Genomic DNA, 25,145 nt, shown 5'->3' with positions numbered 1-25,145 from the left:
CCACCCGCCAACCACCCACCCGCCAACCACCCACCCGCCCTCGACCCATCCGCCATCGGCCCGCCCACCCCTCGACTCCCTCCCGCCCCGCGAGCATCTGCGCCCCGGCCGGACCGAGACGGTCCTCGACGTCGTGATCCCCGTCCACAACGAGGAGACCGACCTCGAACCCTGCGTACGGCGCCTCCACAGCCACCTCGCCCGGACCTTCCCGTACGGCTTCCGGATCACCATCGCCGACAACGCGAGCACCGACCGCACCCCCGAGGTCGCCGCCCGGCTCGATGACGCGATCGACGAGGTCACCGCCGTACGGCTGGAGCAGAAGGGCCGGGGCCGGGCGCTGCGCACCGTATGGACACTGTCCGAGGCGCCGGTGCTGGCCTATATGGACGTCGATCTGTCCACGGACCTCAACGCCCTGTTGCCGCTGGTCGCGCCCCTGATATCCGGCCACTCGGATCTGGCGATCGGCTCGCGGCTGAGCCGGAGCGCGCGGGTGGTGCGCGGCCCTAAGCGGGAGTTCATCTCGCGCACGTACAACCTCATCCTGCGGGGCTCGCTCGCCGCGCGGTTCTCCGATGCGCAGTGCGGGTTCAAGGCCGTACGGGGCGATGTCGCCGAGCGGCTGCTGCCGATGGTGGAGGACACCGGGTGGTTCTTCGACACCGAGATGCTGGTGCTCGCGGAGCGGGCCGGGCTGCGGATCCACGAGGTGCCGGTGGACTGGGTCGATGACCCCGACAGCACCGTGCACATCGTGCGGACGGCGGCCGATGACCTCAAGGGCGTATGGCGGGTGGGGCGGGCGCTGGCCACCGGACGCCTGCCGCTGGACCGGCTCGCGCGGCCCTTCGGCGACGATCCGCGCGACCGCGAGCTGAGCGGCGTACCGGGCGGACTGGCCCGTCAGCTGGTCGGCTTCTGTGTCGTCGGGGTGCTGAGCACCCTCCTCTATCTGGGCCTGTACTCCTTCTTCCGGCTCGGCCTGGGTCCCCAACTGTCCAATGCCGCCGCCCTGCTGGTGTCCGCCATCGGCAACACGGCCGCCAACCGGAGGCTCACCTTCGGGGTGCGGGGCCGCGAACGGGCGGTCCGCCACCAGGCCCAGGGGCTGGTCGTGTTCGCCATCGGACTGGCCCTGACCAGCGGCTCCCTCGCCGCCCTGGACACCGCCACCGGGAACCCCTCGCACGGCACCGAACTCGCCGTGCTGGTGGCCGCCAACCTCGCGGCGACGGTGCTGCGGTTCCTGCTCTTCCGGGCGTGGGTGTTCCCGCAGCCGGACCCCGCATCCGACCGGACCGACCGGACCGACCGCGACGACCTCGCCAGGAGCGTTTGATGACCCCGCACCACCCCGAGGCACCGGCCGGAGCCCAGGACCCCCGCTGGGCGCGCCCCGCCCTGGTGGCGCTCCTGCTGGCCACCGCCGTGCTCTACCTCTGGAACCTGAGCGCCAACGGCTACGCCAACCAGTTCTACTCGGCAGCCGTACAGGCCGGCAGCGAGAGCTGGAAGGCGTTCTTCTTCGGCTCCTCCGACGCGGCCAACGCCATCACCGTCGACAAACCCCCGGCCGCCCTGTGGCCGATGGCGTTGTCCGTACGGCTCTTCGGGCTCGGCTCCTGGGCGATCCTGGTGCCCGAGGCGCTGATGGGCGTCGCGACGGTCGGTGTGCTGTACGCGGCCGTGCGGCGGCGGTTCGGCGCGGCGGCGGGGCTGCTGGCGGGCGGGGTGCTGGCGCTGACGCCGGTGGCCGCGCTGATGTTCCGTTTCAACAACCCCGATGCGCTGCTGTGCCTGCTGATGGTGTGCGCGGTCGCGGCCGTACTGCGCGCGCTGGCGGACGGCCGGACGAAGTGGCTGGTGCTGGCCGGGCTCTGCTTCGGGCTCGGCTTTCTCACCAAGACGCTGCAGGCATGGCTGATCCTGCCGCCGCTGGCCGTGGTCTACGCCTGCTGTGCGCCGGTCGCACTGCGCCGCCGGTTCGGTCAGCTGCTGCTGGGCGGGCTGGCGATGGTGGTCTCCGGCGGCTGGTGGGTGGCGGCCGTCGAGCTGTGGCCGGCGTCCTCGCGGCCGTACATCGGCGGTTCGCAGCACAACAGCTTTCTGGAGCTGACCTTCGGCTACAACGGCTTCGGGCGGATCACCGGCGATGAGACGGGGAGCGTCGGCGGGGGCGGCCGTCTCGGCGGTGGCGGCGGTGGCGGCTGGGGGGAGACCGGGATCACCCGGCTGTTCTCGTCCGACATGGGAGGTCAGATCTCCTGGCTGCTGCCCGCCGCGCTGATTCTGCTGGTCGCGGCGGTGTGCGTGCTGTGGCGTGCGCGGCGCACGGTGGCCGCCGAGCAGGCCGTAGGGACCGAACAGGCCGAACAGGCCGCACAGGCCATGCAAGCCGAACAGGCCGGTCAGCGGGCGGAGTTCCTGGTCTGGGGCGGTGCGCTGCTGATGACGTTCGTGACTTTCAGCTTCATGTCCGGGATCTTCCACCAGTACTACAACATCGCGCTGGCGCCTTATGTCGCGGCGCTGGTCGGCATGGGTGCCACGGTGCTGTGGCGGCGCGGCGGCCCGCTCGCGTCCGCCGTCCTCGCCGGTACGGCCGCGGTGACCGTCGGCTGGTCGTACGTCCTGCTGAACCGTTCGCCCAACTGGCTGCCGTGGCTGCGGTGGACGGTGCTGGTGCTCGGTCTGCTGGCGGCGCTGGGGCTGCTGGCGGCGCTATGGGGCCGGGCGGCGGCAGGTACGCCTTCTCGTACGCCGTCCCGCCTCGCCGCCGCCGCGGCCGGGCTCGCCGTGGTGACCGCGCTGGCCGGGCCTCTCGCCTACGTCCTGGACACGGTCGAGACCGCCAAGGGAGGGTCGATCATCACGGCCGGACCCCAGGTCAAGGGCGCTTTCGGCGGGCCGGGCGGCGGCAGGTTCCCCGGTGGTACGGGCCGGTTCAAGGGCGGCCCGCGCGTATTTCCCGGCGGAATGCCCGGCGGAATGGGCGGCGGAAGGCCCGGCCGTATGCCGGGCGGAACCGGCGGCAAGGCGGGCGGCCGTACGGGCGGCATGGGCGGCCTGCTCAACGGCGCCAAGGTCGGCGCCGAGGCGCAGGCGCTGCTCGAGAAGAACGCCGGGGACTACACCTGGGCCGCCGCGACGATCGCCTCCCAGAACGCCGCGAGCTATCAACTCGCCACCCGGAAACCGGTGATGGCGATCGGCGGCTTCAACGGCAGCGACCCGTCGCCGACCCTCGCGCGGTTCAAGAAGTACGTCGCGGACGGGAAGATCCACTACTTCATCGCCGGCGGACGGAGCGGCTTCCGCGGTCCGGGCGGCCCCGAGGGCGGCACTGGTGGCGGCCGCGGCGGCCCCGGCAGCGGCAAGGGAGGCTCGTCAGGGATCACCTCCTGGGTCGAGAAGACCTTCAAGAAGATCACCGTCGGCGGCGCCCCCTTCTACGACCTGACACAGCGGCGCTGACCAGCCCTTTCGCCCCCACCAAAAATCAAATGTACGGCGTATAAGACTCCCTGTACGGTGTATGGCATCCGCTCACGCCGCCGCACCGTACAGGGAGCCCCTATGCCCGGAGCCCGAACGTCCCCCGTGACCTCCACCGCCCCCCTCCAGCCACCCGGCCGCAACGCCGCCCGGTGGCTGATACTCGGGGTCATCTGTCTCGCCCAGCTCACCGTCATCCTCGACAACACCGTCCTCAACGTCGCCATCCCCTCCCTCACCAAGGAGTTGGGCGCGACCACCGCCGACGTCCAGTGGACGATCAGCGCCTATTCGCTCGTCCAGTCCGGTCTGCTGCTCACCGCGGGCAACGCCGCCGACCGCTACGGCCGTAAGAAGATGCTGGCCATCGGCCTGGCGCTGTTCGGCGTCGCCTCACTCGGCGCCGCCCTCGCCCAGTCGCCCGCCCAGCTGATCGCCGCCCGCGCCGGTATGGGCATCGGGGGCGCGCTCCTGGTGACCACCACCCTCGCCGTCGTCATGCAGATCTTTGACGACGCCGAGCGCCCCAAGGCCATAGGCATCTGGAGCTCGGTCAACTCCCTCGGCTTCGCCGCCGGCCCGCTGATCGGCGGCGCGCTCCTCGACCACTTCTGGTGGGGGTCGCTCTTCCTGGTCAATCTCCCCGTCGCGGTGATCGCGCTGCTGGCCGTGCTCAGCCTCGTCCCCGAATCCAAGAACCCCAGCGGCGACCGGCCCGACCTCCTCGGCGCACTGCTGTCCATGATCGGCATGGTCGGCGTCGTTTACGCGATCATCACCGGTCCGGTGACCGGCTGGACGTCGACCCAGGTGCTGCTCTCCGCCGCCGTCGGAGCCGCCGGCCTCGCCGCCTTCGCCCTCTGGGAGCTGCACGTCCCCTACCCCATGCTGGACATGCACTTCTTCCGCAACCGCCGCTTCATCGGCGCGGTCTCCGGCGGCATCCTCGTCGCCTTCGGCATGGGCGGCTCCATCTTCCTCCTCACCCAGCACCTCCAATTCGTGCTCGGCTACGGCCCGTTGGAGGCCGGACTGCGCATGGCGCCGCTCGCCGTCACCGTCATCCTGATCAACTTCACCGGTCTGGGCGCCCGCCTGATGCCCAGGCTCGGCACCCCCGGAATGATCGTCTCGGGGATGTCGCTGCTCGCCGCCGGCCTCGCCGCGATATCCCTGCTCGGCGGGCACGGCTACGGCGGCATGCTGACCGGCCTGATCGTGATGGGCCTCGGCGTCGCACTCGCCATGCCCGCCATGGCCAACGCCATCATGTCCGCCATCCCGCCCGCCAAGGCCGGCGTGGGCGCGGGTGTCAACGGCACGCTGATGGAGTTCGGACAGGGGCTGGGCGTCGCGGTCCTCGGCGCGGTCCTCAACTCCCGCTTCGTGGCGCTGCTCCCGGTGGTGGCGGCGGGCGCCGGTTCACTCCCCGCGGCCCTCGCCCACACCCGTACGGACGCCGAACGCTCCGCCGTCCAGGACGCCTTCGCCACCGGCATCGGCACCAGCCAGCTGGTCGGCGCGGCCGCCGTGTTCCTCGGCGGACTGCTCGCCGCACTGCTCCTGCGCCGCGCCGAACGGTCCGGCCAGGAGGCGGAACCCACTGGTCAGGAGGCGGAACCCACTGGCCGGGAAGCCGGAACGCCGTCCGTACCGGCACCGTCCACCGCCCCGGCGGAATAGCATCGACCATGTACGTGATCGATGCGCAGTGATCAGTGCCCAGTGATCAATGCACAGTGATCGACACCAGCAACGACCAGCAACGACCAACGACGACCAACGACGACCAAGGGGGCGCCCATGGCAGCGACGGACGGCCGTGCCAGGAAGCGGCCGACGCGCCCGAACAGCGTCTGGCTGACCGAGCGCCCCCCGCTCACCCGCAAGGCGGACCAGCCGGCCGGACTCGACCTCGACAAGATCGTCGCGGCGACGGTCCGGCTGCTGGACGCCGAGGGCCTGGCGAAGTTCTCCATGCGCCGGCTCGCCGCCGAGCTGGGCGTCACCGCGATGTCCGTCTACTGGTACGTCGACACCAAGGACGACCTGCTCGAGCTGGCCGTGGACGCGGTGGCCGGTGAAATGGCCCTCCCCGACGAATCGGACGCCACCGCCGACTGGCGCGACCAGCTGCGCCTCCTCGCCACCGGCTACCGCGACATGCTGCTCCGCCACCCGTGGGCGGCCCGGCTCCTGGGCGAGTTCATCAACATCGGCCCGCATTCGGTGGCCTTCTCCAACGCCACCATGCGGGTGATGCGCCGCACCGGCCTGGACCCGGAGACCACCTCGGGCGCCCTGGCGTCGCTCTTCCACTTCGTCTACGGCTTCTCCACGATCCGGGCCATGCACGAAGCCCGCTGCCGTGCCGTCGGCATGAGCCTCGACGACTACTTCACGCAGGTCATGACGGTCCTCTCGAACCGCCAGGAGTTCGCCGAAATCGTCGAGCTGTCCTCCCGGGCCGCCTCCGTCAGCGAGGGCGCAAGCGTGGTGGAGATGCTCGACCGGGATTTCGGGGTCGCGCTCGACCTCCAGATCGCGGGGATCGAGGCGATGCGGGGGCGGGGCTAGCTGCGGCGCGAAGCCGCGCCCGAAGTTCGCTCCCTGCGCCCCCTATGCACTCCTGCCTGCCTCCCGCACCGGCCTTTTCAGCCAATCCCTCCGCCCGCACTCTGAACGATGTCGGTGAGCCGGTGAGCCGGGCGCTGTGCCCGGGACGGGCGACACCAGCTCGCGTTCCCAGGGAGGAACACATCGTGGCAAGAGTCACTGTGCGGAGGGTCCTGTCTCCGCTCTTCGTAGCAGCACTGATGATGGGGTTTCTGGTCGGCCCCGGAGCGGTCTCGGCCCACGCCGCAGCCAACTGCTCCGGCAATCAGCATCTGCACTTCCAGCCGGGTCTGAAACTCCAGCCCGTCGAGCCGCCGAACAGCCAACTCCCGAAGGTCAAGGTCTCGACCGATGGCGGCACGTACTCCTGCCCCCTGCCGCTGGGCGAGTCGATGACGGTCACATCCGTCAGCATCGACGTCTTCGCTTCCTGCGTCACCAGCCGTGACCCCGACGGGACGATCGTGCTGAACTGGCCGCAAGCTCATGCGCAGGGCGACAAGACCAGCACCATCAAGGTCGCTTCGTTCGGGATCAGCAACGGCCCCTCCTCGGGCAGCAAGCTCATCATCATCGGAGGAGACGTCCAGTCAGGCCGCTTCACGGGCCAGAAGGCGACCATCCAGGTCACCGCGACGGCCTCGGACACCACCAAGTGCCAGACCTCACAGGGCCTGCAAGATCTCACGGGCGTGGCCACGGCCGTCTTCACCTGACACACCGACCTCGTCCTGAAGAACCGGGACCCCATGGCCGGGGCGGCACCGTGGCGCCGCCCCGGCCGTATGCATCCATCAGTCCCGAAGCGAGGAAGCGACCTGGTCCCCGGACGTGTGGCCGGTCCACGCGACCCCCTGCCGGTCCACATGGTCTCCCTCGCAGTGCTCGGCCCGCGCACACGGCCGGGGATTGTTGCGCTCCACGGGCCGGACGGCGCCGCACAGCCGGGGCTGCGGGGGCGCGTGAGGTGACGGAGACGGCGGCTCGGGCATGTCAGCCCACCGCCTCGGCGACGGTCCCCCGGTCCGGCGAAACCTCGACGCCGTGGATGCGGCTCGGGCCGACGTCGATACCGCGGAGAGCCATGTCGAGGGCCCAGCGCCGTTCCGCCTGCGCGAGGTGCTCGGGGTCGGCGGGCTCCGGGGCGCGGGGTGCGAGGACGTAGGGCCGAACGGGAAGGGGCAGCTCCTCGAAGGGCGCGTCGGCGGCCGCCTCCTGGGCGTAGGGGCTCTTGTGGGACGGCAGGCAGATGGGGCGAGGCCGCGCGTACGAACGGCCGGGTGCCGGAGCGGGGGCAGCGGCGCGGTGCCGCCCGTTCGCCGGGAACAGCCGCTCGGCCCAGCGGATCAGGGCCGGATGCGGCCGCGCTACGGAGATAAGGGCAACTACGAGACGCGCTAACAGGACCACGCTAAGGTCACGCATGTCTTCAGCTCCTCTGGAAAGCTGTTGGCCATGCCCCCGGACCCGGCCAGGTCGCGGGGGTCTTCCTTCGCTCGGCGGGACGGCTCTCACACGCTCCAGGAGCAGCCCGGCTCATCAAGCCAGACGGACTGCCCCTCCGCCGTGACGGTGAGCCCGAACCGCTCCGGCCCCGGCCTGCCGTTCTCCTCCCACCACCGGTACGCGGCCGCCGCCTCGTCCCACAGCCGCCGCGGCCCCGCCTGCCAGACCCGCGCGGCCCCTCCGTCCCGGAACCAGACACAGGCCCACGACCGATCGTCCGTCCCGTAGAGCCACACCGGACGGCCCCCGTCGCTCTTCTCCGCGATGACCTGCCGACACCGCGGCACCCGCAGCCCGAGCACGAACCGCTGGGGCGTGAACCGATCCCCCACGAACTCCGCCTCCGTGACCGTCGTGGACGTCTCGTCCCCGTCGGCCACGCCGCCCGTGACGTACGCGGAGTGGAGCGGATGCGCCGCCCGCTGTGCCCGCAGCTTCATGAACTCCACGGGCCCGGTGAACCGCCCGCAGGCGCTGCGCCCGTCCGGCGACACGACCAGCCGTGCCACCGCGTCGCCATTCCCGTAGTCCGTCCCCCACGGGGCCACGATGACGCCGCCGGGCCGGCACTGTTCCACCCAGGCGTACGGGGCGGACCGGAGCCCGCAGGTGGCGATGATCCGGTCGTACGGCGCGGCCTCGGGACACCCGTGGGACCCGTCTCCCTGCACGACCCGTACGGGCAGCCCCAGCCGCTCCGCCGTCGCACGGGCGGCGGCGGCCACGGCCTCGTCCACCTCCACCGTGACGACGTGGTGCGGGCCCGCACGGTGCGCCATCAGCGCCGCGTTCCAGCCGGTGGCGGTGCCGATCTCCAGCGCCTTGTGGCCGGGCCGCAGGTCGAGGTCCTGCAGCATCCGGAAGACGACGGAGGGCATGGACGCGGAGCTGGTGGGAGCCGTGCCCGGCTCGAGGCCGGTGTGCTGGCCGTCGTCCCACTGGGTGACGATCGGTACGTCGGCGTCGTCCGCGTACGCATGCCAGATGTCCGGCGCGTCCGGCCTGGATACGGCCCCGCTCTGCCCGGTCGCCATGTCGAAGGGCCACATCAGGTCCGGGAGGAAGGCGGACCGGGGCACGGCGGCAAAGGCGGGCGCCCAGTCCGGGGACAGGGCACCGGCGGCCGCCAGGACACGCCCCAGCTCGGCGTGGCCGGGGCGCTCGTTGGGTGTGTGGGTGGTGGTCACTTGTCAGGAGGCCTTCGGAGGGTTGGGGACGCCGGGGCCGCCGTCGGGGGTCGGCTGCGGGTGGGGGCCGGGGTAGGGCTCGCCGGGCAGTTTGTCGCCGCCGTCGTTCTGGCGCAGGACCGTGTTCATGCGTGCTTCCTCTCTGAGGCGACGGGTGTGTCGTCGTGGCGCGGGTGGCGTCGCAAAAGCACCCGGAGGTCGACGGCTTCGGAGAGGTCGCCGAAGTGCAAGGCGGTCTCCAACTGGACCTTGAGCGTGTCGCAATCGGGGCATGGGGGCTCGCTGTGCCGTTGGTCGGCCATCCCAACTCCTCACTGAATGTGGCTGGTTGGTTACAAGGATGGGTCAGGGGTGGGTACTGTGGAAGGGCTTTGGTGACCAACCAAACGATTGGGCCGTGGGGCATATGCGTGCCTGCCTGAGCTGCGGCGACGTCGTTTTCGCTCCATGCGACCAGTTCCGTGGGCAGGGGAAGTGATGAAGGAATCAGAGGGTGTCAACGCAGATGACCCCCGTCGACGCTTCGCGGAGGAGTGCCGCAGTAGCCGCGAGCTCTACCCGGAAATGCGGCTGAGCCAGGACCAGTTAGCCCGCATGCTCCGGACCTCGAAGTCCACGATCGGCCGTGTGGAGACGTGCGCGGGCCCGATCCCGTCGAATCTCCCGCCCCTGCTGGACCAGGTGTTCTCGACGGACGGTCTCTTCAAGCGGCTGTACGAGGAGATCGTGGCGCAGTCCTTCCCGGCGCAATACCGACGGGGGGTGGCATTGGAGCGGGAGGCAATAGTCGTACGGCAGTGGTCCCCGACGGTCGTGCCCGGCCTTCTGCAAACCGCGGACTATGCACGCACCTTGCTCCGTGGCGGGGCACCACGTGCGAGTGAGGAGGAGATCAAAGCGAAGGTCGCCGCCCAGCTGGCTCGACAAGACATCCTGAAGCGGGACGCCCCTCCAGACGTACGCGTCGTACTCTGCGAGTCCGTGATCCGCCGACAGATCGGCAGTCGCGACATCATGCGGGGTCAACTCGCCGCGCTATTGGCCCATGGCGCCAAAGCCGCTATCCGGATTCAGGTCCTGCCGTTGGATGCAGAGGCTCATCTGTTCATTGACGGAGGGGCCAGGTTCCTCACCGGGCCAAATCATCTGACGCTTGTCTGCGTTGAGGCATACCGTACGGTGGCGATTATTGACGACCCGGAGCAGGTGCGGGAAGCGATGCGTGCCTACGATGGCCTGACAGGGGAGGCGCTTTCAACCCGGGAGAGCGCACGCCTGATCAGGGGACAGATGGAGGCGCTGACGTGACCACAAACCCTGCCGCTCGCGAGTGGGCGAAGTCCAGCTACAGCGGGGCCGAGCACGGTAGCGACTGCCTCGAATGGGTTCCCGCTGCCGTCGCCGCAGGCACGGTCCCCGTCCGCGACTCCAAGAACCCCGGCCCGGAACTCCGCTTCTCTCCACACGCCTGGACCGCCTTCGTCGGCACTGTGCGAAGAGGCGGCTTCCCCGAAGCGTAAGTGGGGATGAGACGCGCGTCACCTTCGGCCGTGTCACACCTCGCCGCGCTGCCCCGTCATAGAGGTGTATCCGCCAGCAACGGCAAGGAGTGCACCATGGAAGCCCGTCTGAACCTTTTCACCAGCCCGGTCGCAGCCAAGTTCGGGAAGCACATCGTCGCCGCGGGCAAGGTGCTCGCGGACTCGACGCTGCCGCTTGCGACGCAGGAGCTGGTGAAGCTCCGGGCCAGTCAGATCAACGGCTGCGGTTTCTGCACCGACATGCACGCCAAGGACGCCGCGCACGCAGGGGAGACCTCGACCCGCCTCAACCTGGTCGCGGCCTGGCGGGAGGCCACGGTGTTCACCGATGCCGAGCGCGCCGCTCTGGAGCTGACGGAGCAGGGGACCCGCATCGCCGACGCGGCCGGCGGGGTCACGGAGGATGCCTGGGCGAACGCCGCCAAGCACTTCGACGAGGAGCAGCTCGCCGCCCTGGTGTCGACCATCGCCCTCATCAACACCTTCAACCGCCTGAACGTCATCGTCCAGCAGCCCGCCGGCGACTACCGGCCCGGCCAGTTCGCATAGCGAAGAGCGGCCGCGGGGGCGGTGTCACGCGACAGCCGCGACGGATCGGGCCGGGCCCCACAACGGAGGCCCGGCCCGAACGGGTCGACGGTTAGCGGGTCAACGGCTACTGCCGGATCAGCAGAACCGAGTTGATCGGCGTCAGGTCCTTGACGAAGTACTGGCCGGCGGCCATCCAGCCCTGGCAGTCGCCGGTGCCGTTGTAGCCGGTGCAGGTGCGGGCCCAGGCGCCGCCGGTCTGGTTGTTGAAGATCATGTGGTTGCCGACCTGGTTCGACAGGTTGTGGGCCCCGTAGCTGAAGAACTGGTGCGACGGGCGGTCGTTGTTCCAGCCGGCGTCCTGCGGGTAGATGCAGAAGGCCCCGGCCTGACAGCCGTGCACGGTGCCCTCCGCCGGGGCGGCGCTGGCGTTGGTCGCGGTGACCATGGTGGTGGCACCGACGGCCAGTGCGAGTGCCGCGGCGGCCCTGGTGATCTTGCGCATGGTTGTTCCCCCTGTGGTTCGTGGTCCTTTCGCGCGACGTGACGTACGGCACCCTGCCGCGGCCGCGGCACGAGGGGGCCGTACTCGCCGTCGCGACAGGCAGTTTGCCCGAGTAGCCGGGGTCGCACCATCTATTCGATCTGGACCGAAATCGGGGGCGGGGGAGCGGGGTGTGTGCTAGGGGCCGCCGGCCTGTACCGGGGTTCGCACGACGTCGCGCCGCCGCAGACGTTCTGCCGGCTCAGGAATCAAGGACGGCTGCCACGGCTTCGATCTCCACGAGCTGGTCGTGGTAGCCGAGCACGGTGACGCCCATCAATGTGGACGGGACATCGTGGGCGCCGAACGCGTCCCGGACGACCTCCCACGCGGTCACCAGGTCCGGCTGCCGCTGGGAGGCGACCAGGACGCGGGTGCTGATGACGTCCGCCAGCTCCGCGCCGGCGTCCGCGAGCGCGGTCCGCATGTTCTCCAGGGCCTTGGCCGCCTGGCCGGCGAAGTCCCCGACCGCTGCGGTCGAGCCGTCCTGGTTCAGCGGACACGCACCGGCGAGAAAGATCAGCCGGGACTCAGCCGGTGCCGTGGCCGCGTAGGCGTACTCGGCGACGCCGGACAGGGAGGCGGAGCGGATCAACGTAACGGCACGGGGCACGGGCTTTCCCTTTCGCGTCATACACAGGGGCGCCCCGCAGCTTTTCAGAGGTCCGCTCGGCATTCGACGCAATTTTCCTGACCGGCGGACCTACGGCGGCAGGCCGTTCCAGGTGGTCAGCCGATGGGGTTGACGAAGGTGCCCGGGTGGGTGGCGCCGCGCTGGTCGACGAGCGTGCCCCAGGGCCACTTGATGGTGATCGACTTGGTCTCGTTGGGCGGGGTGACGTCCGCGAAGGCGGGCTGGTAGAAGCCCTTGTCCTCCTTGGTCATGACGACGTTGATCGTGAAGTCGGTGCTGTCGCCGGGCTTCAGGGTGATCGAGCCGTGCTTGGCCGACGAGCGGGCCAGCGACCAGCGCTCGCCGCCGTTCTCGGACTTGAGGTCCACGCCGGCGAAGCCGCCGATCACGCAGGTGCTGCTGCCCTTGTTGGTCAGCACGACGCTGGTGGTCGTCGAGCCGCTCGCGTTCGGGTCCGGGGCCGCATCGCCGCCCGTGGCGAACGACGCCTTCAGGCCGGAGGTGTGGCAGCGCTGGACGCCCGAGCCCGCCTTGCCGCCGTTGGCGGCCTGGCCACCGCCCGACTGCTTGCCCGACTGGTTGCCCGCGGAGCCCGCCTTGTCGGGGTGGGCACCGGGGTCCGTCTTGGCGCCGGAGCCCTGCGATCCGGCGGAGGAGTCCGCGCCGCTCGACCCGGGGGCGGCCGCGCTCGTGTCCGTCCGGCCCGCGGGCTTCGCGTCGGTGGCGTCCGAGCCGGAGCAGGCGGTCAGGGTGAGGCCGGCGGCTGCGGTCAGGGCCGCGACGGCGATGCGCAGGGTGCGGCGGCGAGCGGTGCGAGTGGTGCTGGAGCTCATTTCGGGTCCCCCGGGGGCGGTTGGTGTCGTTGTCTCCTTGGTACGTCATCCACTCTGACCGGGGCCGCTGTCGGGAGGCTGCCGCTCCGCTAATGTCTGGCTAACACGGTGGTGAGCAGGGGAAACGGCACCGGGGAAGACCCGGAGAACCAGGCCGCGGCCGACGGATTCGACTCGTGTGAGCTCGGGGACGAGGACGGGCCGTGGGCGGAGGATCCGGACGGCTGGGACCACGGCAGCGGTTACGCCGGAGAGGTGCACTCCTGGCGGCGGCTCGCCCCGGGCCGCGGGGCCGCCGCCGCGGCGCGTCACCGGTCACCCCATCGGCAGGCTCTCCCCCTGCACCGCCTGGATGTCGAGCTCGACCTTGAGCGTCGTCCCGATCGCCGCGATGCCGGCCGCCACGACCTGGTTGTAGTTCATCTTGAAGTCCTCGCGGCGCAGTTCGGCGGTGGCGCGGAAGGCCGCGCGGACGCCGCCCCACGGGTCGGGGCCGGTGCCGAGGTAGCTCAGGCTGAGGTCGACGGGGCGGACGACGCCGTGCAGGGAGAGCTCGCCGTGGACGGTCCAGCGGTCGGGGCCGGCCGGGGAGAGGCCTTCGCTGCGGTAGGTGAGCTCCGGGAACTCCGCCACGTTCAGGAAGTCCTCCGAGCGCAGGTGGCCGTCGCGCATGCCGTTCCCGGTGTCGATGGAGGCGGCCTTGATGGACGCCTCGACGCGCGACTTCGCCAGGTCCTCGGCGATCTCGATCCGGCCGCCGAACTCGGTGAACCGGCCGTGCACGCTGGAGATGCCCAGGTGCTGGGCGACCGCGGCCACGGTGGAGTGCATGGGGTCGATGGTCCAGGGGCCGGGGGGCGGCAGTTCCGCGCCGCCCTGGCGGGCGAGGACGACGGTGCCCACGTCCATGCGGCCGCTCGCCGTCACGATGGCGCTGGAGGCGGCCGGGGCGTAGCCGACCGCCGTCGCGATGACCGTGTACGGACCGGCCGGCAGCGGCTGTTCGCTGCGGACCGCGCCCTCCTCGTCGGCCGCCGCGCGCAGCACCTGTGCACCCGTCATATCGGTGACGGTCAGTACGGCGTGCTGGACGGCCCAGCCGTCCCGCGTGCGGACCTGGGCCCGCAGTCCGGCAGCTCCCGCGCCGCTCGAAGTCATTGCCTCTCCCGTTTTTTGCCTGGTACGAAAAAAAATCGGGCTCCGGACGGCGGCGTGCAGGCCGTCCCCTGCCTGTGCGCAGCGCCGCCGCCGGAGCCCTGGGGGCCGGACCGGGGCGCTCCTCCGCTCAAAGCGCGCCCCGGTCCGGGGTATTGAGGGGTTACTCCCCCGGGTGTGCGAGCTCGACGTCGTGGCCGTCGATCCCGCGGGCGTCGACCGTCAGGCCGGTGGCGACCGGCGGGTAGCCGCTCGCGATGACCGTGTAGTCGCCGGCGTCCAGGTCGGTGAAGGCGTAGGCGCCGTCCGCCCCGGTGGTGGAGGTCGCCACGACGTTGCCCGCCGCGTCCACCAGCGTGACGCGGGCGTCGGCCAGCGGGGCGCGGTCGGCTCCGGCCCGTACGAGGCCCTGCACCCGCGCGCCGGACAGCAGCTCGACCTCGATACGGGTGGTGCCCTGGCCGCCGACCTCGACCGGCAGCGCGGCCGGGCGGTGGTCGGCGGCGTTCACGGCGACGGTGAAGGTGCCGGGCGCCAGCTCGTCGAAGGCGAAGTAGCCCTCGGCGTTGGTCTTTCCGGTGGCCAGCACCTCGCCGCGGACGTCCGTGACGACGACCATCGCACCGTCGACCGGTGCGCCGGTGGCCGCGCTGCGGACCTGGCCGGTCAGGCCGCTGGTGCCGCTGAGCAGGATGTCGTAGCCGTGGGGCTGGTCGCCGACGACGACCGTGGAGGCCTGCGGCTGGTGGCCGTCGGCCGCGGCGATCAGGACGTACGACCCGGCGCCGGGGGCGTTCAGCACGTACGAGCCATTGGCCTGGGCGACGGAGCGGCCCAGCTGCCGGCCGCTGAGCGAGATCAGCGTGACGGCGGAGCGGGGGACCGGATTGCCCTCCGCGTTGCGGACGAAGCCGTGGATCGCGGGGCCGGGCGGGGTGTCGCCGCCGACGGAGGCGTACGCCGCCAGGGGCTGGGCCGCGGCGGCGGGCTGGGCCCAGGACGGGGTGTGGCCGTGCCCGTTGTCGTCGCCGGTGACCGGGGCGCCCACCAGGGCCGGCTCCCGCTCCTCGGCGACGGGCGCGGAGGCGGAGTCGGCAGGGGCGGTCGAGGGGGTGGTCTCGGCCGTCTCCGAGCTCTGGGCCAGTCCGCCACGCGTCTTCAACGCGACCTCCTTGATGAACAGGGTGACGAGGAAGGCGAGCAGCGCGCAGGGCGCCGCGTAGAGGAACACATCGGCGACGCCGTGGCCGTAGGCGCTCTCCATGACGGTGCGCAGCGGCGCCGGGAGGGCGTCCAGGTCCGGGATGCCGCCGCTGTTGCCGGTGGCGTGTGCGGCGGCCTTGGCGGCCTTGGGGCCGAGTTCGGCCAGCCCGTCCTTGACGTAGTGGGTGACGCGGTTGGCGAGGACCGCACCGAGGGCCGAGACACCCACCGCGCCGCCGAGGGAGCGGAAGAACGTCACGACGGACGAGGCGGCTCCGAGGTCCTCGGGGGCGACCTGGTTCTGGGTCGCCAGGACCAGGTTCTGCATCATCATGCCGATGCCCAGGCCCATCAGGGCCATGAAGATCGCGATGTGCCAGTACTCGGTGTCGTAGCGGATGGTGCCCAGCAGGCCGAGGCCGGCGGTCAGCAGCACGCCACCGGTGACCAGCCAGGCCTTCCAGCGGCCGGTCTTGGTGATGACCTGGCCCGAGACCGTCGAGGAGACGAACAGCCCGCCGATCATCGGGATGGTCATGATGCCGGACATGGTGGGCGACTTGTCGCGCGCCAGCTGGAAGTACTGGCTGAAGAAGACGGTGCCGGTGAACATCGCGATACCGACGAACAGCGAGGCCATCGAGGCCAGGGTGATCGTCTTGTTGCGGAACAGCCGCAACGGGATGATCGGCTCCTTGGCCTTGGACTCGACGAGGACGAAGACCGCGCCGAGCACGACCGCGCCGCCGACCATCGCGGCGGTCTGCCACGACATCCAGTCGTACTTGTCGCCGGCCAGCGTCACCCACACCAGCAGCAGCGAGACCGCCGCGGTGATGAAGAACGCGCCCGCCCAGTCGACCTTGACGCCCTCGCGCTTGACGACCGGCAGCTTCAGGGTCTTCTGGAGAACGATCAGGGCGATGACGGCGAACGGCACACCCACGTAGAAGCACCAGCGCCAGCCGAGCCAGCTGGTGTCGGTGATGACACCGCCGAGCAGCGGGCCGCCGACGGTGGCGACGGCGAAGGTGGCGCCGAGGTAGCCGCTGTACCGGCCGCGCTCCCGCGGCGAGATCATGGCGGCCATGACGATCTGGGCCAGGGCGGACAGGCCGCCCACGCCTATGCCCTGCACCACACGGCAGGCGATCAGCATGCCGGTGTTCTGCGACAGCCCGGCGACGACCGAGCCCGCGACGTAGATGACGAGCGCGAACTGGACCAGCAGCTTCTTGCTGAAGAGGTCGGAGAGCTTGCCCCAGAGCGGGGTGGACGCCGTCATCGCCAGCAGCGCGGCGGTGACGACCCAGGTGTAGGCGCTCTGCCCGCCGTCCAGATCGTGAATGATCTCGGGCAGCGCGTTCGAGACGATCGTCGACGAGAGGATGGCGACGAACATGCCGAGCAGCAGCCCGGACAGCGCCTCCATGATCTGACGGTGCGTCATGGGGGCCCCGTCGGAGGCGTGGTGTCCGCCGCCTCCGTGCTTGGCGTGGCCGCCCCGCACACCGGCTGGTGTGGTCGTAGCCATGTGGTTCCTTTGGTTCCTTGTCATCCCGTGGGTGTACGGGCGGGGGAGGTCGGGGAGTCGAGGGGGTCGTACGGGGCCCGGGTGCGGCAGTCGCCGAAGCTCGTACGGAGCCTGGCGAGCAGCTCGACGAGGTGCCCGACGTCGGTGTCGGTCCAGTCGTGCAGGTACCGGGCGAGGGTCTGGGTGTAACGCTCGGAGAGCTCCGCGAGGAGCTCCCGGCCGCTCGGGGTCAGGCGCAGCAGCCGCGACCGCTTGTCCGCCGGATCGGGCCGGCGCTCGATCCAGCCGCGCTCGGCGACATGGGCGACATGCCGGCTGGTCACCGACATGTCGATGGCGAGCAGCTCGGCCAGCTGGCTCATCCGCATCTCGCCGTGCCGGTCGAGGAGGGTGAGCACGCCGGCCGATGCGGGCGGGCAGCACTGGGGCAGGATCCGGCCCATCTCGCGCTTGACGGCGCCGATGGCGCTGAGTTGCCTGGCCAGCTCTTCGTACTGACTGTGAGCGGCCACGGGCTCCTCCACGCGTCTGCACGTCATGTCTGTGCACGGCATGTCGTGGTGTCGTGCTTCGTGTCTTTGCTGCGCGTCATGTCCGGGCATCACGTCTTCAGCTTTGTTGCTTGAGGCAACCATAGATGAGGTTGGTTGCCGAAGGCAAACTGTTTTGGGGCGTCCGGGGGTAAAGCGAGTCAAAAGTCTGGGCCGGGCGGCCGTCAGCGGCCCCGCCTGGTGGGGTAAAGGTGCAGGTCATGTGGGTACACGCCCCAGGGGTGCCCCTCGGACGCGCAGTTCGCTAGGGTCCTTGCCCATGGCGACCAACCCCCAGAACCAGGCCGGCGGCAACTACGACCCGGCGGGCAGCACCCAGATGTTCCGCGCGTTTGTGGACGAGGGCGGCGCCCCTCAGGGCCCCGGCAGCCGTCGCGCGGTGGCGCAGGAGAGCAGCGGCGGGGCGCGCGTGGGCGTGATCCTCGGCGTGATCGTCGCGGTCCTGGTGGTGGCGGGGGCCGCTTGGCTGGCGCTGAAGTAGGCGGGCTGCTCCCCGCGTCCCCTTCCGGGGCCGGCCCCTGCGGAGAGATCTTCCGGCCCGCTGCCGTCAGGCAGCGGGCCGCGGCGTTCGGCGGTCAGTCCTGGGGCTTGCTGCGGGCGCGGGGCTTGGCGCGTACGTGCATGCGCTCGCCCTGGCGGCCGAAGAGGCTGAGCAGCTCGACCGGGCCGTCGCCGGTGCTGCCGAACCAGTGCGGCAGCCGGGTGTCGAACTCGGCCGCCTCGCCCGCTTCCAGGACCAGGTCGTGGTCGGCCAGGATCAGACGCAGGCGTCCCGAGAGGACGTACAGCCACTCGTAACCCTCGTGGGTACAGGGCTCCGGCGTGTTCCGCGAGGCCGGCAGCACCATCTTGAAGGTCTGCAGCGGGCCGGTCTGCCGGGTCAGCGGCAGCACGACATTGCCGTTCACGTGCTTGGGCGTGAGGCGGATGCGGGGGTCGCCGACCTCGGGGGCGCCGACCAGCTCGTCCAGCGGGACCTGGTGGGCCTGGGCGATGGGGAGCAGCAGCTCCAGGCTGGGGCGGCGCCCGCCGGACTCCAGGCGGGACAGGGTGCTCTTGGAGATACCGGTGGCCTCGGACAGCGCCGCCAGGGTCACGCCCCGCTCCGTACGCAGGCGCTTGAGGCGGGGGCCGACCTCGGTCAGGGCTCGGGCGATGTCAGGTGAATGCTCCACGCCGTCCATTGCACCCGCTCTTCCCGGAAACGGCAACAAGGATTGCCGTCGTGTGGACGGCGCCGCACGGGCATGCCGCTGCTCGGCCTTGTCGAGGTAGGCCAGCGCCGAAGTCGCCGGGCGCAGATGCGAGTTGAACGACGGTCAGGTGGCTCGCACCGCGTCCGGACCCGGCGTCGAAGTGGTCGGTGGGCTCACCGTTGGAGCACCGTGCACCGTGCACCTGGCTGGCGCGGCGAACCCGGCGGCGCCGCCGGCGCCGCCCCGGCCGTGTCCGTCAGCCCTGATCGGCCGCCGCCTGCAGCGCCGCCATGTCGATCTTCTTCATGCCCAGCATGGCCTGCATGGCGCGGGTGGCGCGGGACTGATCCGGGTCGCTCATCAGCTCGGCCATGCCGGCGGGGGCGACCTGCCAGGACAGGCCGTACCTGTCCTTCAGCCAGCCGCAGGGGCCCTCCTCGCCGCCCTCGGTGAGCTTGTTCCAGTAGTAGTCGATCTCCTCCTGGTCCTTGCAGGTGATCATCAGCGAGATGGCCTCACTGAACGTGAACTCGGGGCCGCCGTTGATCGCGACGTAGTCCTGGCCGTCGAGGGAGAAGTCAACGGTCAGCACGGTGCCTGCGGGCCGGGGACCGGCTTCGGTGTAGTAGGAGATGTTCTTGATCTTCGAGTTCGGGAAGACCGAGCAGTAGAACTCGGCGGCCTCCACGCTCTGGGTGTCGAACCAGAGGTTGGGGGTGATCTGCGGCATGGGGTCCTCCTGTGATGACCGGTTCAGGCTCGCGGTTGCTCCTGTAGCAGTACTGACCGGCGGGCCGGGCGGAACTCATCGGCCATCGGGAGGAAAACGCCGCACGCGGGGCCGGGCAGCGGCCTCCGCCACCCCTACTTCCAGTGGAACGTGACGTCCCGGGTGTCGATATGCATCCCCAACGGCACCCGCCAGCCGTCCACGCACACCCGCCAGGTGCCGGTCCTCTTCTCGCCGGGGGCGAGCGGCAGCGGGAGCTTGTGGGTGGAGTCGACGGTGGACCAGTCGACGCCGAGCGCGCCGATCACGTGGGTGCCGAAGGTGACGGTGCCGTCGGTGACCGCGTGCTTGCCGGTGTTGAGGAAGTCGAGGGTGACCTTTTCGCACCAGCGGACGTCGGTGTCGGCGAGGCCGGGCCTGCCGATCAGGAGGCCGGCGGGAGCGCCGGGGCCGGCGGGGACGATGGGGGAGGGGGACCGGGGTGTGGGGGAGCCGGAGGGGGGTGCGGGAAGGGAGGGAGAGGAACGGCCGGGAGCGGGCGGGGAGTTGGGGGTTGTCCCGCTTGCGTCGCCCGCTTTCCCCTTCGGGGCTTCGGGGGCCGTGTCATCGTCCCTCGGTCGGGGCGCGGAGCCCGGTGAGGGGCGGCCGGAAGGGCCCGTACCGGCGCCGTGGCGGCCCGCGCCGCTGCCGTCCGTGGGGGTCAACTCCACCCCGTCCTCCGGCGGTACGGCCTTCGCGGGGGCCCGGCCGTCGGCGGGGCCTGCCGCGCCCACCGCGACATAGCCCTCGTGGGCCGCACTGCCGCAGCCGGTGAGCAGGACGCCCAGGCACGCCATGGCCGCCGAGGCGGAGGCAACTGTCGTGGTCCGTCGCATCGTGGGGCACCTCCCAGCGGTAGCTGGGGGCCAGTGTTGCTGACGGAGCATCAGGAGTACAGGGGGCGGCGGCCGAGGCTCGACCTCAAGGCTGCCGAAGGTTCCGGCGTCGCGGGGGCTCACACGGGCGGAAGCCTGAGCGCGGTGGCGGGGAGCCAAGGCCCGGACCGAGACGCTGGTCGACGGGCGGCGCGCGGAGATTCATGCGGGCATCACGATGCAGGCTGTCGGGGCCGCTGGGGTCGGATACGGGGCTCGAAACCGTACGGTGCGGTTCCCGGTTCTGCAGCTGTCCGCCGAGCGGCACGTCCATCGGTGCGCAGGCCCCTCGGCGGACCGGACCTCAGTCGGCGATGAGACCCTCGCGCAGCTGCGCCAGGGTGCGGGTGAGCAGCCGGGAGACGTGCATCTGGGAGATGCCGACCTCCTCGCCGATCTGGGACTGCGTCATGTTGGCGAAGAAGCGCAACATGATGATCTGGCGCTCCCGGGGCGGGAGTTTGGCCAGCAGGGGCTTGAGGGACTCGCGGTATTCCACGCCCTCCAGCGCGCTGTCCTCGTAGCCGAGACGGTCCGCGAGGGAGCCCTCGCCGCCCTCGTCCTCGGGGGACGGGGAGTCCAGCGAGGAGGCGGTGTAGGCGTTGCCGACCGCCAGGCCGTCGACGACGTCCTCCTCCGACACGCCCAGGCACAGGGCGAGTTCGGGGACCGTCGGGGACCGGTCGAGCTTCTGGGCGAGCTCGTCGCTGGCCTTGGTGAGTGCGAGGCGCAGCTCCTGGAGGCGGCGCGGGACCCGTACCGACCACGATGTGTCGCGGAAGAAGCGCTTGATCTCCCCCACGACCGTCGGCATCGCGAACGTCGGGAATTCCACTCCGCGTTCGCAGTCGAAACGGTCGATGGCCTTGATCAGCCCGATGGTGCCGACCTGGACGATGTCCTCCATGGGCTCGTTGCGGCTGCGGAAGCGGGCCGCGGCGTAGCGGACGAGCGGGAGGTTCAGCTCGATGAGGGTGTCGCGGACGTAGGTGCGCTCCGCGCAGTCCTTGTCGAGCGTGGCCAGCCGCAGGAACAGGGAGCGGGAGAGCGTGCGGGTGTTGATGGCTTCGTCGTCGTGCACCTGGTCGTGCAGGTGCGGCGCGGGCGCGGGAATCGCGGGAAGCACCTTCGAGCTGCCCAGTTCTACGGACATGCCACCCCCTTGAGGTGTCGCTGCGGGGCCTCGGTCCAAGCGGATCGAGGAGTTATGCCTCCACCTGAATACCGGAGGCAGCGCCACGGCAAACGCGGTTTCTGCAGAATGTCACATGTCGGCAACACGCTGTAGCGCCTTGTCGACATATCTGTGCAGGAACGGGTCGCTCGTCCCGGTTAGTGATCGATTCTGTTTCCGGGTGGCCTTCGTTCCACGGTTGGGTGACGGCCTGTCGGGTGACGGTCCGATGGCTGACGGCCTGTCGGATGCCGGCCCGCGGCGGCGGTCCGTTACGCGTCGATCCGGTTTGCGGACCGCAAGCGGGCAAAGCTCCGAGAGAGTAGCCGGGAGACATGCATCTGCGACACCCCCAGCTCCGCACTGATCTGTGACTGCGTCAGGTTGCTGTAGTAGCGGAGGAGGAGGATGCGCTGCTCGCGTTCGGGGAGCTGGACGAGCAGATGCCGTACGAGGTCGCGGTGCTCGACGCCGGCCAGCTCGGGGTCCTCGTAGCCGAGGCGGTCCAGGAGGCCGGGCAGGCCGTCGCCCTCCTGGGCGGCCTCCAGGGACGTGGCGTGGTACGAGCGGCCGGCCTCCAGGCAGGCGAGCACCTCGTCCTCGCCGATCTTGAGGCGTTCGGCGATCTCGGCGGTCGTGGGGGAGCGGCCGTGCAGCACCGTCAGATCCTCGGTCGCGCCGTTGACCTGCACCCACAGCTCGTGCAGGCGGCGCGGGACATGCACCGTCCGGACATTGTCCCGAAAGTAGCGTTTGATTTCGCCGACGACGGTCGGCATCGCAAAGGTCGGGAACTGGACGCCGCGGTCCGGATCGAACCGGTCGATCGCATTGATCAGCCCGATGGTGCCGACCTGGACGACGTCCTCCATCGGCTCGTTACGGCTGCGGAAACGGGCCGCGGCATATCTGACCAGCGGAAGGTTGGCCTCGATGAGGGCGGCGCGGACCCTGGTGTGCTCCGGGGTGCCGGGCTCCAGGCCCGCCAGTTCCGCGAAGAGCACTTGCGTGAGTGCCCGCGTGTCAGCGCTACGGCTCTCGCGCGATGGAGCCTTGGGCGCAGTACGGGCCGTCACGGTCACGCCACCCTTTCCAGTGCATGTATCCGGCAAAAGCGGTCATAGCATCACAAGACATGTCCACTGTGCGCAAGCACCCCATAACGCCGTGTTGGGGGGAGAGTTGGCCGCTGGCGGGAGGTGCGGGAGCGGGGGATTTCCCGTACGGGGACCGGTGTGGGGACCGGCAGGGAGCGGGGTACGGCGAAGCCCCCCACCCGTACGGGCGAGGGGCTGGGAGGAGGGCCGGAGAGCGGCGTGCCGGGCCTCAGAATTCGTAGTCGGCGATCACCCAGGTGGCGAATTCGCGCCACTGTCCGGCGGCCGCCTGGTGGGCCGGGTGCTCGAGGTAGCGCTTGAGGGCGTCGGTGTCGGCCACGGCGGAGTTGATCGCGAAGTCGTACGCGATGGGGCGGTCGGTGATGTTCCAGCCGCACTCCCAGAACTCCAGCTCGGGGATCTCGTCCTCCAGCGCCTCGAACGCGCGGACGCCGGCCCGCACCCGCTCCTCGTCGCGGGAGACGCCTTCGTTGAGCTTGAACAGGACCAGGTGGCGGATCACTGGGACCTCCGTGCGGCGGACGAGGTGCGGCCGGTCGGGCGACCGGCCGGTGCGCCCGGGCGGGCTACTTGATCAGCTGGGTCATGAACTCGCCGACGCCCTGAGCTGCGGACGAGATGCCCTCGAAGCCTATCTGGACGAGCGAGGCGGCCCGCGCCGGGGACGTGATGATCGTGTAGAGCACGAAGACGATGACCAGATACAACGCGATCTTTTTTGCCTGCGCCATCGGTCCCGTCTCCCCTGTCCCCTGCGGCAGTCCCTGGATTCCCCTGCTTTTCCGCTGCACTCTGGTCCGGGCGCTCCCGGGGCGGGTGCAGTCGGGTGAGTGTAACCACAGGTGTTCGAGCCGGGCAGCCGGGAGGGAGCGCTCGGCGCGCGGGCGTGTCGCGGTCGGGGCGTTGCTGATCTGGCTTTTAAGGACCAAAGACCCGCCGATGGAGGCCGTTTGCCCGGTGGCCGGGGCGGAGTGCGGAGGCAGGATGGGGGTGGCCCGGCGGATCTGGCAGGAACCCGCGGGGCCGGGTCGGGACCCCTCTGCGGGGTCCGCGCCGCGCGGTTCCCCCTGACTGCGGCGCGGGCTGTGGGGTCCGGCCCCAACGGGGGGAGCGGCTGTCCCCCCGATGCAGCCGCTTCCCCTGACCGGCTGTCAGTCCCGCCGTTCCCCCCCGGTTCCCCGCGTATCACCGCAAACCTGCTGGAACCTCCTCTTCCCTCCTCGTATCTCTCCGTATCCCTTCCCGTGTGCAACCGCCCGCCGGGCGATCCGCGTCCCTCACCCCGTACGCCCGGCGTGGCGGCGCGCCGCGGGCGTGGCGTGGGTTGCGCGGGACAAGGAACGGACCACGGGGCACCGACGATGAAGATCGACTGGGACCGGCGTACCTGCGCGCGCCGCGGGCACATCACCTACCTCCCGCACGAGCAGGACCTGCGCGAGAAGCTGCACGCGGCCACCGCCCTCGGCGAGGCATGGCGCTGTCTGCGCTGCGGCGACTTCGCCCTCGGCGCCCCGCACGGCTCCGGCCCGGCCGCCGAGGCCCCGCTGGTGCCGCGCGGCAAGGTCCTGCGCGATCTGTTCATCCTGCGGTTCCTGGCGGTCGAGCGGGCGATCCGCGGCGTCTTCATCGTGCTGGCCGCGGTCGGGGTGTGGCAGTTCAGCAACCGCAAGGATGCGGTCCGGCGGTTCTTCGACGAGTACATCGCCGTGTTCCGCCCGGTGGCCCGGCACTTCCACTACGACCTGGACCACTCGCCGGTCGTCGGCACCATCCAGAAGACCTTCGGCTATCAGCACTCCACCCTGATGCTGGTGGCCGGGGCGCTGCTCGTCTACGCCCTGATCGAGATCATCGAGGGCGTGGGCCTGTGGCGCGCCAAGCGGTGGGCGGAGTACCTGACCGTGGTGGCGACGGCGGCCTTCCTGCCGCTGGAGATCTACGAGCTGACGGAGAAGGTCAGCTGGCTCAAGATCGCCACGCTGGTGATCAACATCCTCGCGGTGCTCTACATCGCGGCCACCAAGCGGCTGTTCGGGCTACGGGGCGGCCGCAAGGCCTTCGACGAGGAACGGCAGAGCGCCTCCCTCATGGAGGTGGAGACCTCGGCGGGGGTGCCCGCCGCCGCCCATAATGGCTGACGCCCACGACGACGACCCCAGGGGGAATCCCGCCATGTCCGACACCACGCATACTCCGCATACCCGTACACCTGCGCAGAAGCGCCGCCGGCCGGCCGCCGTCCTGGCCCTGCTGTTCGGCCTGCTGGCCATGAGCGCCGGCCCGGCCGTGGCCGCGGAGAGCGCGGCGGTGTCCCGCACCTCGGTCGCCGCCGCGCCCGCGTCCGCGCCGGAGTTCGGGCACCACGGCAGCCACAGCTCGTTCTCGCACCACTCGTCGCACTCGTCGCACTCGGGCCACTTCCAGACGGTCTCCAAGGAGAAGAAGACCTCGAAGTGGAAGAAGAAGATCAAGAAGAAGTCGAAGGGCTTCTTCAAGAAGCTCGGCATCATCGCGATCGTGCTGTTCGTGGTGTTCCTGATCATCGCCGTCGTGGTGATCTGGCTGATCGTCCACTTCATCCGCCGCGCACTGGGCCGCAACAACGCCTGACGGCGGACCAGCCCGCCAGGTGCTTCTCCCGCGGCGGCGCCCCGATCCGGGGCGCCGCCGCGCGGTG

At 70.6% G+C, this 25,145-nt stretch carries 27 protein-coding genes; 11 read left to right on the top strand and 16 right to left on the bottom strand.

What is annotated here, in order from left to right:
• The first annotated feature begins 97 nt into the window (after positions 1-97).
• From ADL29_RS25865 to ADL29_RS25845, 5 genes are all read left to right on the top strand, one after another.
• Positions 98-1,345, top strand: coding sequence for a bifunctional glycosyltransferase family 2/GtrA family protein (locus tag ADL29_RS25865; protein WP_053925984.1), 1,248 nt, complete (start codon positions 98-100; stop codon positions 1,343-1,345).
• Complete coding sequence (locus ADL29_RS25860; protein ID WP_078971284.1) at positions 1,345-3,480, top strand: ArnT family glycosyltransferase; 2,136 nt, start codon at positions 1,345-1,347, stop codon at positions 3,478-3,480. Before ADL29_RS25865 ends, ADL29_RS25860 begins: the two co-directional genes overlap by 1 nt.
• Before the next feature lie 102 nt (positions 3,481-3,582).
• A complete protein-coding gene (locus tag ADL29_RS25855; protein WP_053925983.1) occupies positions 3,583-5,184 on the top strand; it encodes an MFS transporter in 1,602 nt (533 codons plus the stop codon).
• Between the two features lie 120 nt (positions 5,185-5,304).
• Positions 5,305-6,078 carry a TetR/AcrR family transcriptional regulator gene (locus ADL29_RS25850; protein ID WP_053925982.1) on the top strand — a complete coding sequence of 258 codons (774 nt, stop codon included), beginning with the start codon at positions 5,305-5,307 and terminating at the stop codon, positions 6,076-6,078.
• Positions 6,079-6,263: 185 nt separating this feature from the next.
• Positions 6,264-6,833: a hypothetical protein gene (locus tag ADL29_RS25845; protein ID WP_157878580.1), complete on the top strand. Its 570-nt coding sequence runs from the start codon at positions 6,264-6,266 to the stop codon at positions 6,831-6,833.
• A gap of 277 nt (positions 6,834-7,110) precedes the next feature.
• Here ADL29_RS25845 and ADL29_RS45480 read toward each other — a convergent pair whose 3' ends face one another.
• The 3 genes from ADL29_RS45480 to ADL29_RS46105 all read right to left on the bottom strand — a co-directional run bounded on the left by ADL29_RS45480 (position 7,111) and on the right by ADL29_RS46105 (position 8,939).
• A complete protein-coding gene (locus tag ADL29_RS45480) occupies positions 7,111-7,542 on the bottom strand; it encodes a hypothetical protein (RefSeq protein WP_053925980.1) in 432 nt (143 codons plus the stop codon).
• A gap of 86 nt (positions 7,543-7,628) precedes the next feature.
• Complete coding sequence (locus ADL29_RS25835) at positions 7,629-8,810, bottom strand: methyltransferase domain-containing protein (protein WP_053925979.1); 1,182 nt, start codon at positions 8,808-8,810, stop codon at positions 7,629-7,631.
• A gap of 3 nt (positions 8,811-8,813) precedes the next feature.
• Complete coding sequence (locus ADL29_RS46105; protein ID WP_281181956.1) at positions 8,814-8,939, bottom strand: hypothetical protein; 126 nt, start codon at positions 8,937-8,939, stop codon at positions 8,814-8,816.
• A gap of 348 nt (positions 8,940-9,287) precedes the next feature.
• On the opposite strand from ADL29_RS46105, the gene ADL29_RS25830 reads away from it, so the two are divergent.
• The 3 genes from ADL29_RS25830 to ADL29_RS25825 all read left to right on the top strand — a co-directional run bounded on the left by ADL29_RS25830 (position 9,288) and on the right by ADL29_RS25825 (position 10,900).
• A complete protein-coding gene (locus ADL29_RS25830) occupies positions 9,288-10,118 on the top strand; it encodes a DUF5753 domain-containing protein (RefSeq protein WP_053925978.1) in 831 nt (276 codons plus the stop codon).
• Positions 10,115-10,330, top strand: a complete 216-nt coding sequence (locus ADL29_RS41550; RefSeq protein ID WP_078971283.1) for a DUF397 domain-containing protein — start codon at positions 10,115-10,117, stop codon at positions 10,328-10,330. Before ADL29_RS25830 ends, ADL29_RS41550 begins: the two co-directional genes overlap by 4 nt.
• A 96-nt stretch (positions 10,331-10,426) precedes the next feature.
• Positions 10,427-10,900, top strand: coding sequence for a carboxymuconolactone decarboxylase family protein (locus ADL29_RS25825; protein WP_053925977.1), 474 nt, complete (start codon positions 10,427-10,429; stop codon positions 10,898-10,900).
• 106 nt (positions 10,901-11,006) lie between these two features.
• On the opposite strand, the gene ADL29_RS25820 is transcribed toward ADL29_RS25825, so the two are convergent.
• From ADL29_RS25820 to ADL29_RS25795, 6 genes are all read right to left on the bottom strand, one after another.
• Positions 11,007-11,384, bottom strand: coding sequence for a hypothetical protein (locus ADL29_RS25820; protein ID WP_053925976.1), 378 nt, complete (start codon positions 11,382-11,384; stop codon positions 11,007-11,009).
• Positions 11,385-11,625: 241 nt separating this feature from the next.
• Positions 11,626-12,036, bottom strand: coding sequence for a RidA family protein (locus ADL29_RS25815; RefSeq protein ID WP_053925975.1), 411 nt, complete (start codon positions 12,034-12,036; stop codon positions 11,626-11,628).
• 116 nt (positions 12,037-12,152) lie between these two features.
• Positions 12,153-12,890 carry a DUF4232 domain-containing protein gene (locus ADL29_RS25810; protein WP_053925974.1) on the bottom strand — a complete coding sequence of 246 codons (738 nt, stop codon included), beginning with the start codon at positions 12,888-12,890 and terminating at the stop codon, positions 12,153-12,155.
• A gap of 315 nt (positions 12,891-13,205) precedes the next feature.
• Positions 13,206-14,048, bottom strand: coding sequence for a YceI family protein (locus ADL29_RS25805; protein ID WP_053925973.1), 843 nt, complete (start codon positions 14,046-14,048; stop codon positions 13,206-13,208).
• A 160-nt stretch (positions 14,049-14,208) separates the two neighbouring features.
• A complete protein-coding gene (locus ADL29_RS25800; RefSeq protein WP_470621429.1) occupies positions 14,209-16,698 on the bottom strand; it encodes an MFS transporter in 2,490 nt (829 codons plus the stop codon).
• 104 nt (positions 16,699-16,802) lie between these two features.
• Positions 16,803-17,294 carry a MarR family winged helix-turn-helix transcriptional regulator gene (locus ADL29_RS25795; RefSeq protein ID WP_053925998.1) on the bottom strand — a complete coding sequence of 164 codons (492 nt, stop codon included), beginning with the start codon at positions 17,292-17,294 and terminating at the stop codon, positions 16,803-16,805.
• A gap of 298 nt (positions 17,295-17,592) precedes the next feature.
• Between ADL29_RS25795 and ADL29_RS25790 the strand changes: the two genes are divergently transcribed.
• Positions 17,593-17,814, top strand: coding sequence for a hypothetical protein (locus ADL29_RS25790; RefSeq protein WP_053925971.1), 222 nt, complete (start codon positions 17,593-17,595; stop codon positions 17,812-17,814).
• A 94-nt stretch (positions 17,815-17,908) separates the two neighbouring features.
• Here the strand turns inward: ADL29_RS25790 and ADL29_RS25785 are convergent, their stop codons facing one another.
• From ADL29_RS25785 to ADL29_RS44210, 7 genes are all read right to left on the bottom strand, one after another.
• A complete protein-coding gene (locus tag ADL29_RS25785) occupies positions 17,909-18,517 on the bottom strand; it encodes a helix-turn-helix domain-containing protein (protein ID WP_211274389.1) in 609 nt (202 codons plus the stop codon).
• 268 nt (positions 18,518-18,785) lie between these two features.
• Positions 18,786-19,259 carry a VOC family protein gene (locus ADL29_RS25780; RefSeq protein ID WP_053925970.1) on the bottom strand — a complete coding sequence of 158 codons (474 nt, stop codon included), beginning with the start codon at positions 19,257-19,259 and terminating at the stop codon, positions 18,786-18,788.
• A gap of 134 nt (positions 19,260-19,393) precedes the next feature.
• A complete protein-coding gene (locus tag ADL29_RS25775) occupies positions 19,394-20,134 on the bottom strand; it encodes a hypothetical protein (RefSeq protein ID WP_063788537.1) in 741 nt (246 codons plus the stop codon).
• Between the two features lie 343 nt (positions 20,135-20,477).
• Entirely contained in the window at positions 20,478-21,326 is an 849-nt protein-coding gene (locus ADL29_RS25770) for an RNA polymerase sigma factor SigF (protein WP_053925968.1), read from the bottom strand.
• Positions 21,327-21,619: 293 nt separating this feature from the next.
• Positions 21,620-22,429 carry an RNA polymerase sigma factor SigF gene (locus tag ADL29_RS25765; RefSeq protein ID WP_046926904.1) on the bottom strand — a complete coding sequence of 270 codons (810 nt, stop codon included), beginning with the start codon at positions 22,427-22,429 and terminating at the stop codon, positions 21,620-21,622.
• A gap of 244 nt (positions 22,430-22,673) precedes the next feature.
• On the bottom strand, positions 22,674-22,967 hold the full coding sequence (locus ADL29_RS25760; protein ID WP_046926903.1) for a Dabb family protein: 294 nt from the start codon (positions 22,965-22,967) through the stop codon (positions 22,674-22,676).
• 64 nt (positions 22,968-23,031) lie between these two features.
• Positions 23,032-23,196, bottom strand: coding sequence for a hypothetical protein (locus tag ADL29_RS44210; protein ID WP_169795264.1), 165 nt, complete (start codon positions 23,194-23,196; stop codon positions 23,032-23,034).
• A gap of 630 nt (positions 23,197-23,826) precedes the next feature.
• Here ADL29_RS44210 and ADL29_RS25755 point away from each other — a divergent pair.
• A complete protein-coding gene (locus ADL29_RS25755) occupies positions 23,827-24,606 on the top strand; it encodes a DUF2127 domain-containing protein (protein WP_053925967.1) in 780 nt (259 codons plus the stop codon).
• A gap of 34 nt (positions 24,607-24,640) precedes the next feature.
• Complete coding sequence (locus ADL29_RS25750) at positions 24,641-25,078, top strand: hypothetical protein (RefSeq protein ID WP_053925966.1); 438 nt, start codon at positions 24,641-24,643, stop codon at positions 25,076-25,078.
• Positions 25,079-25,145: the final 67 nt, after the last annotated feature.

It is taken from the genome of Streptomyces chattanoogensis, from assembly GCF_001294335.1.
GTDB classification, from domain to species: domain Bacteria; phylum Actinomycetota; class Actinomycetes; order Streptomycetales; family Streptomycetaceae; genus Streptomyces; species Streptomyces chattanoogensis.
Note: the sequence above shows the minus strand (reverse complement) of the source record. Positions and strands in the feature narration are given on the sequence as shown.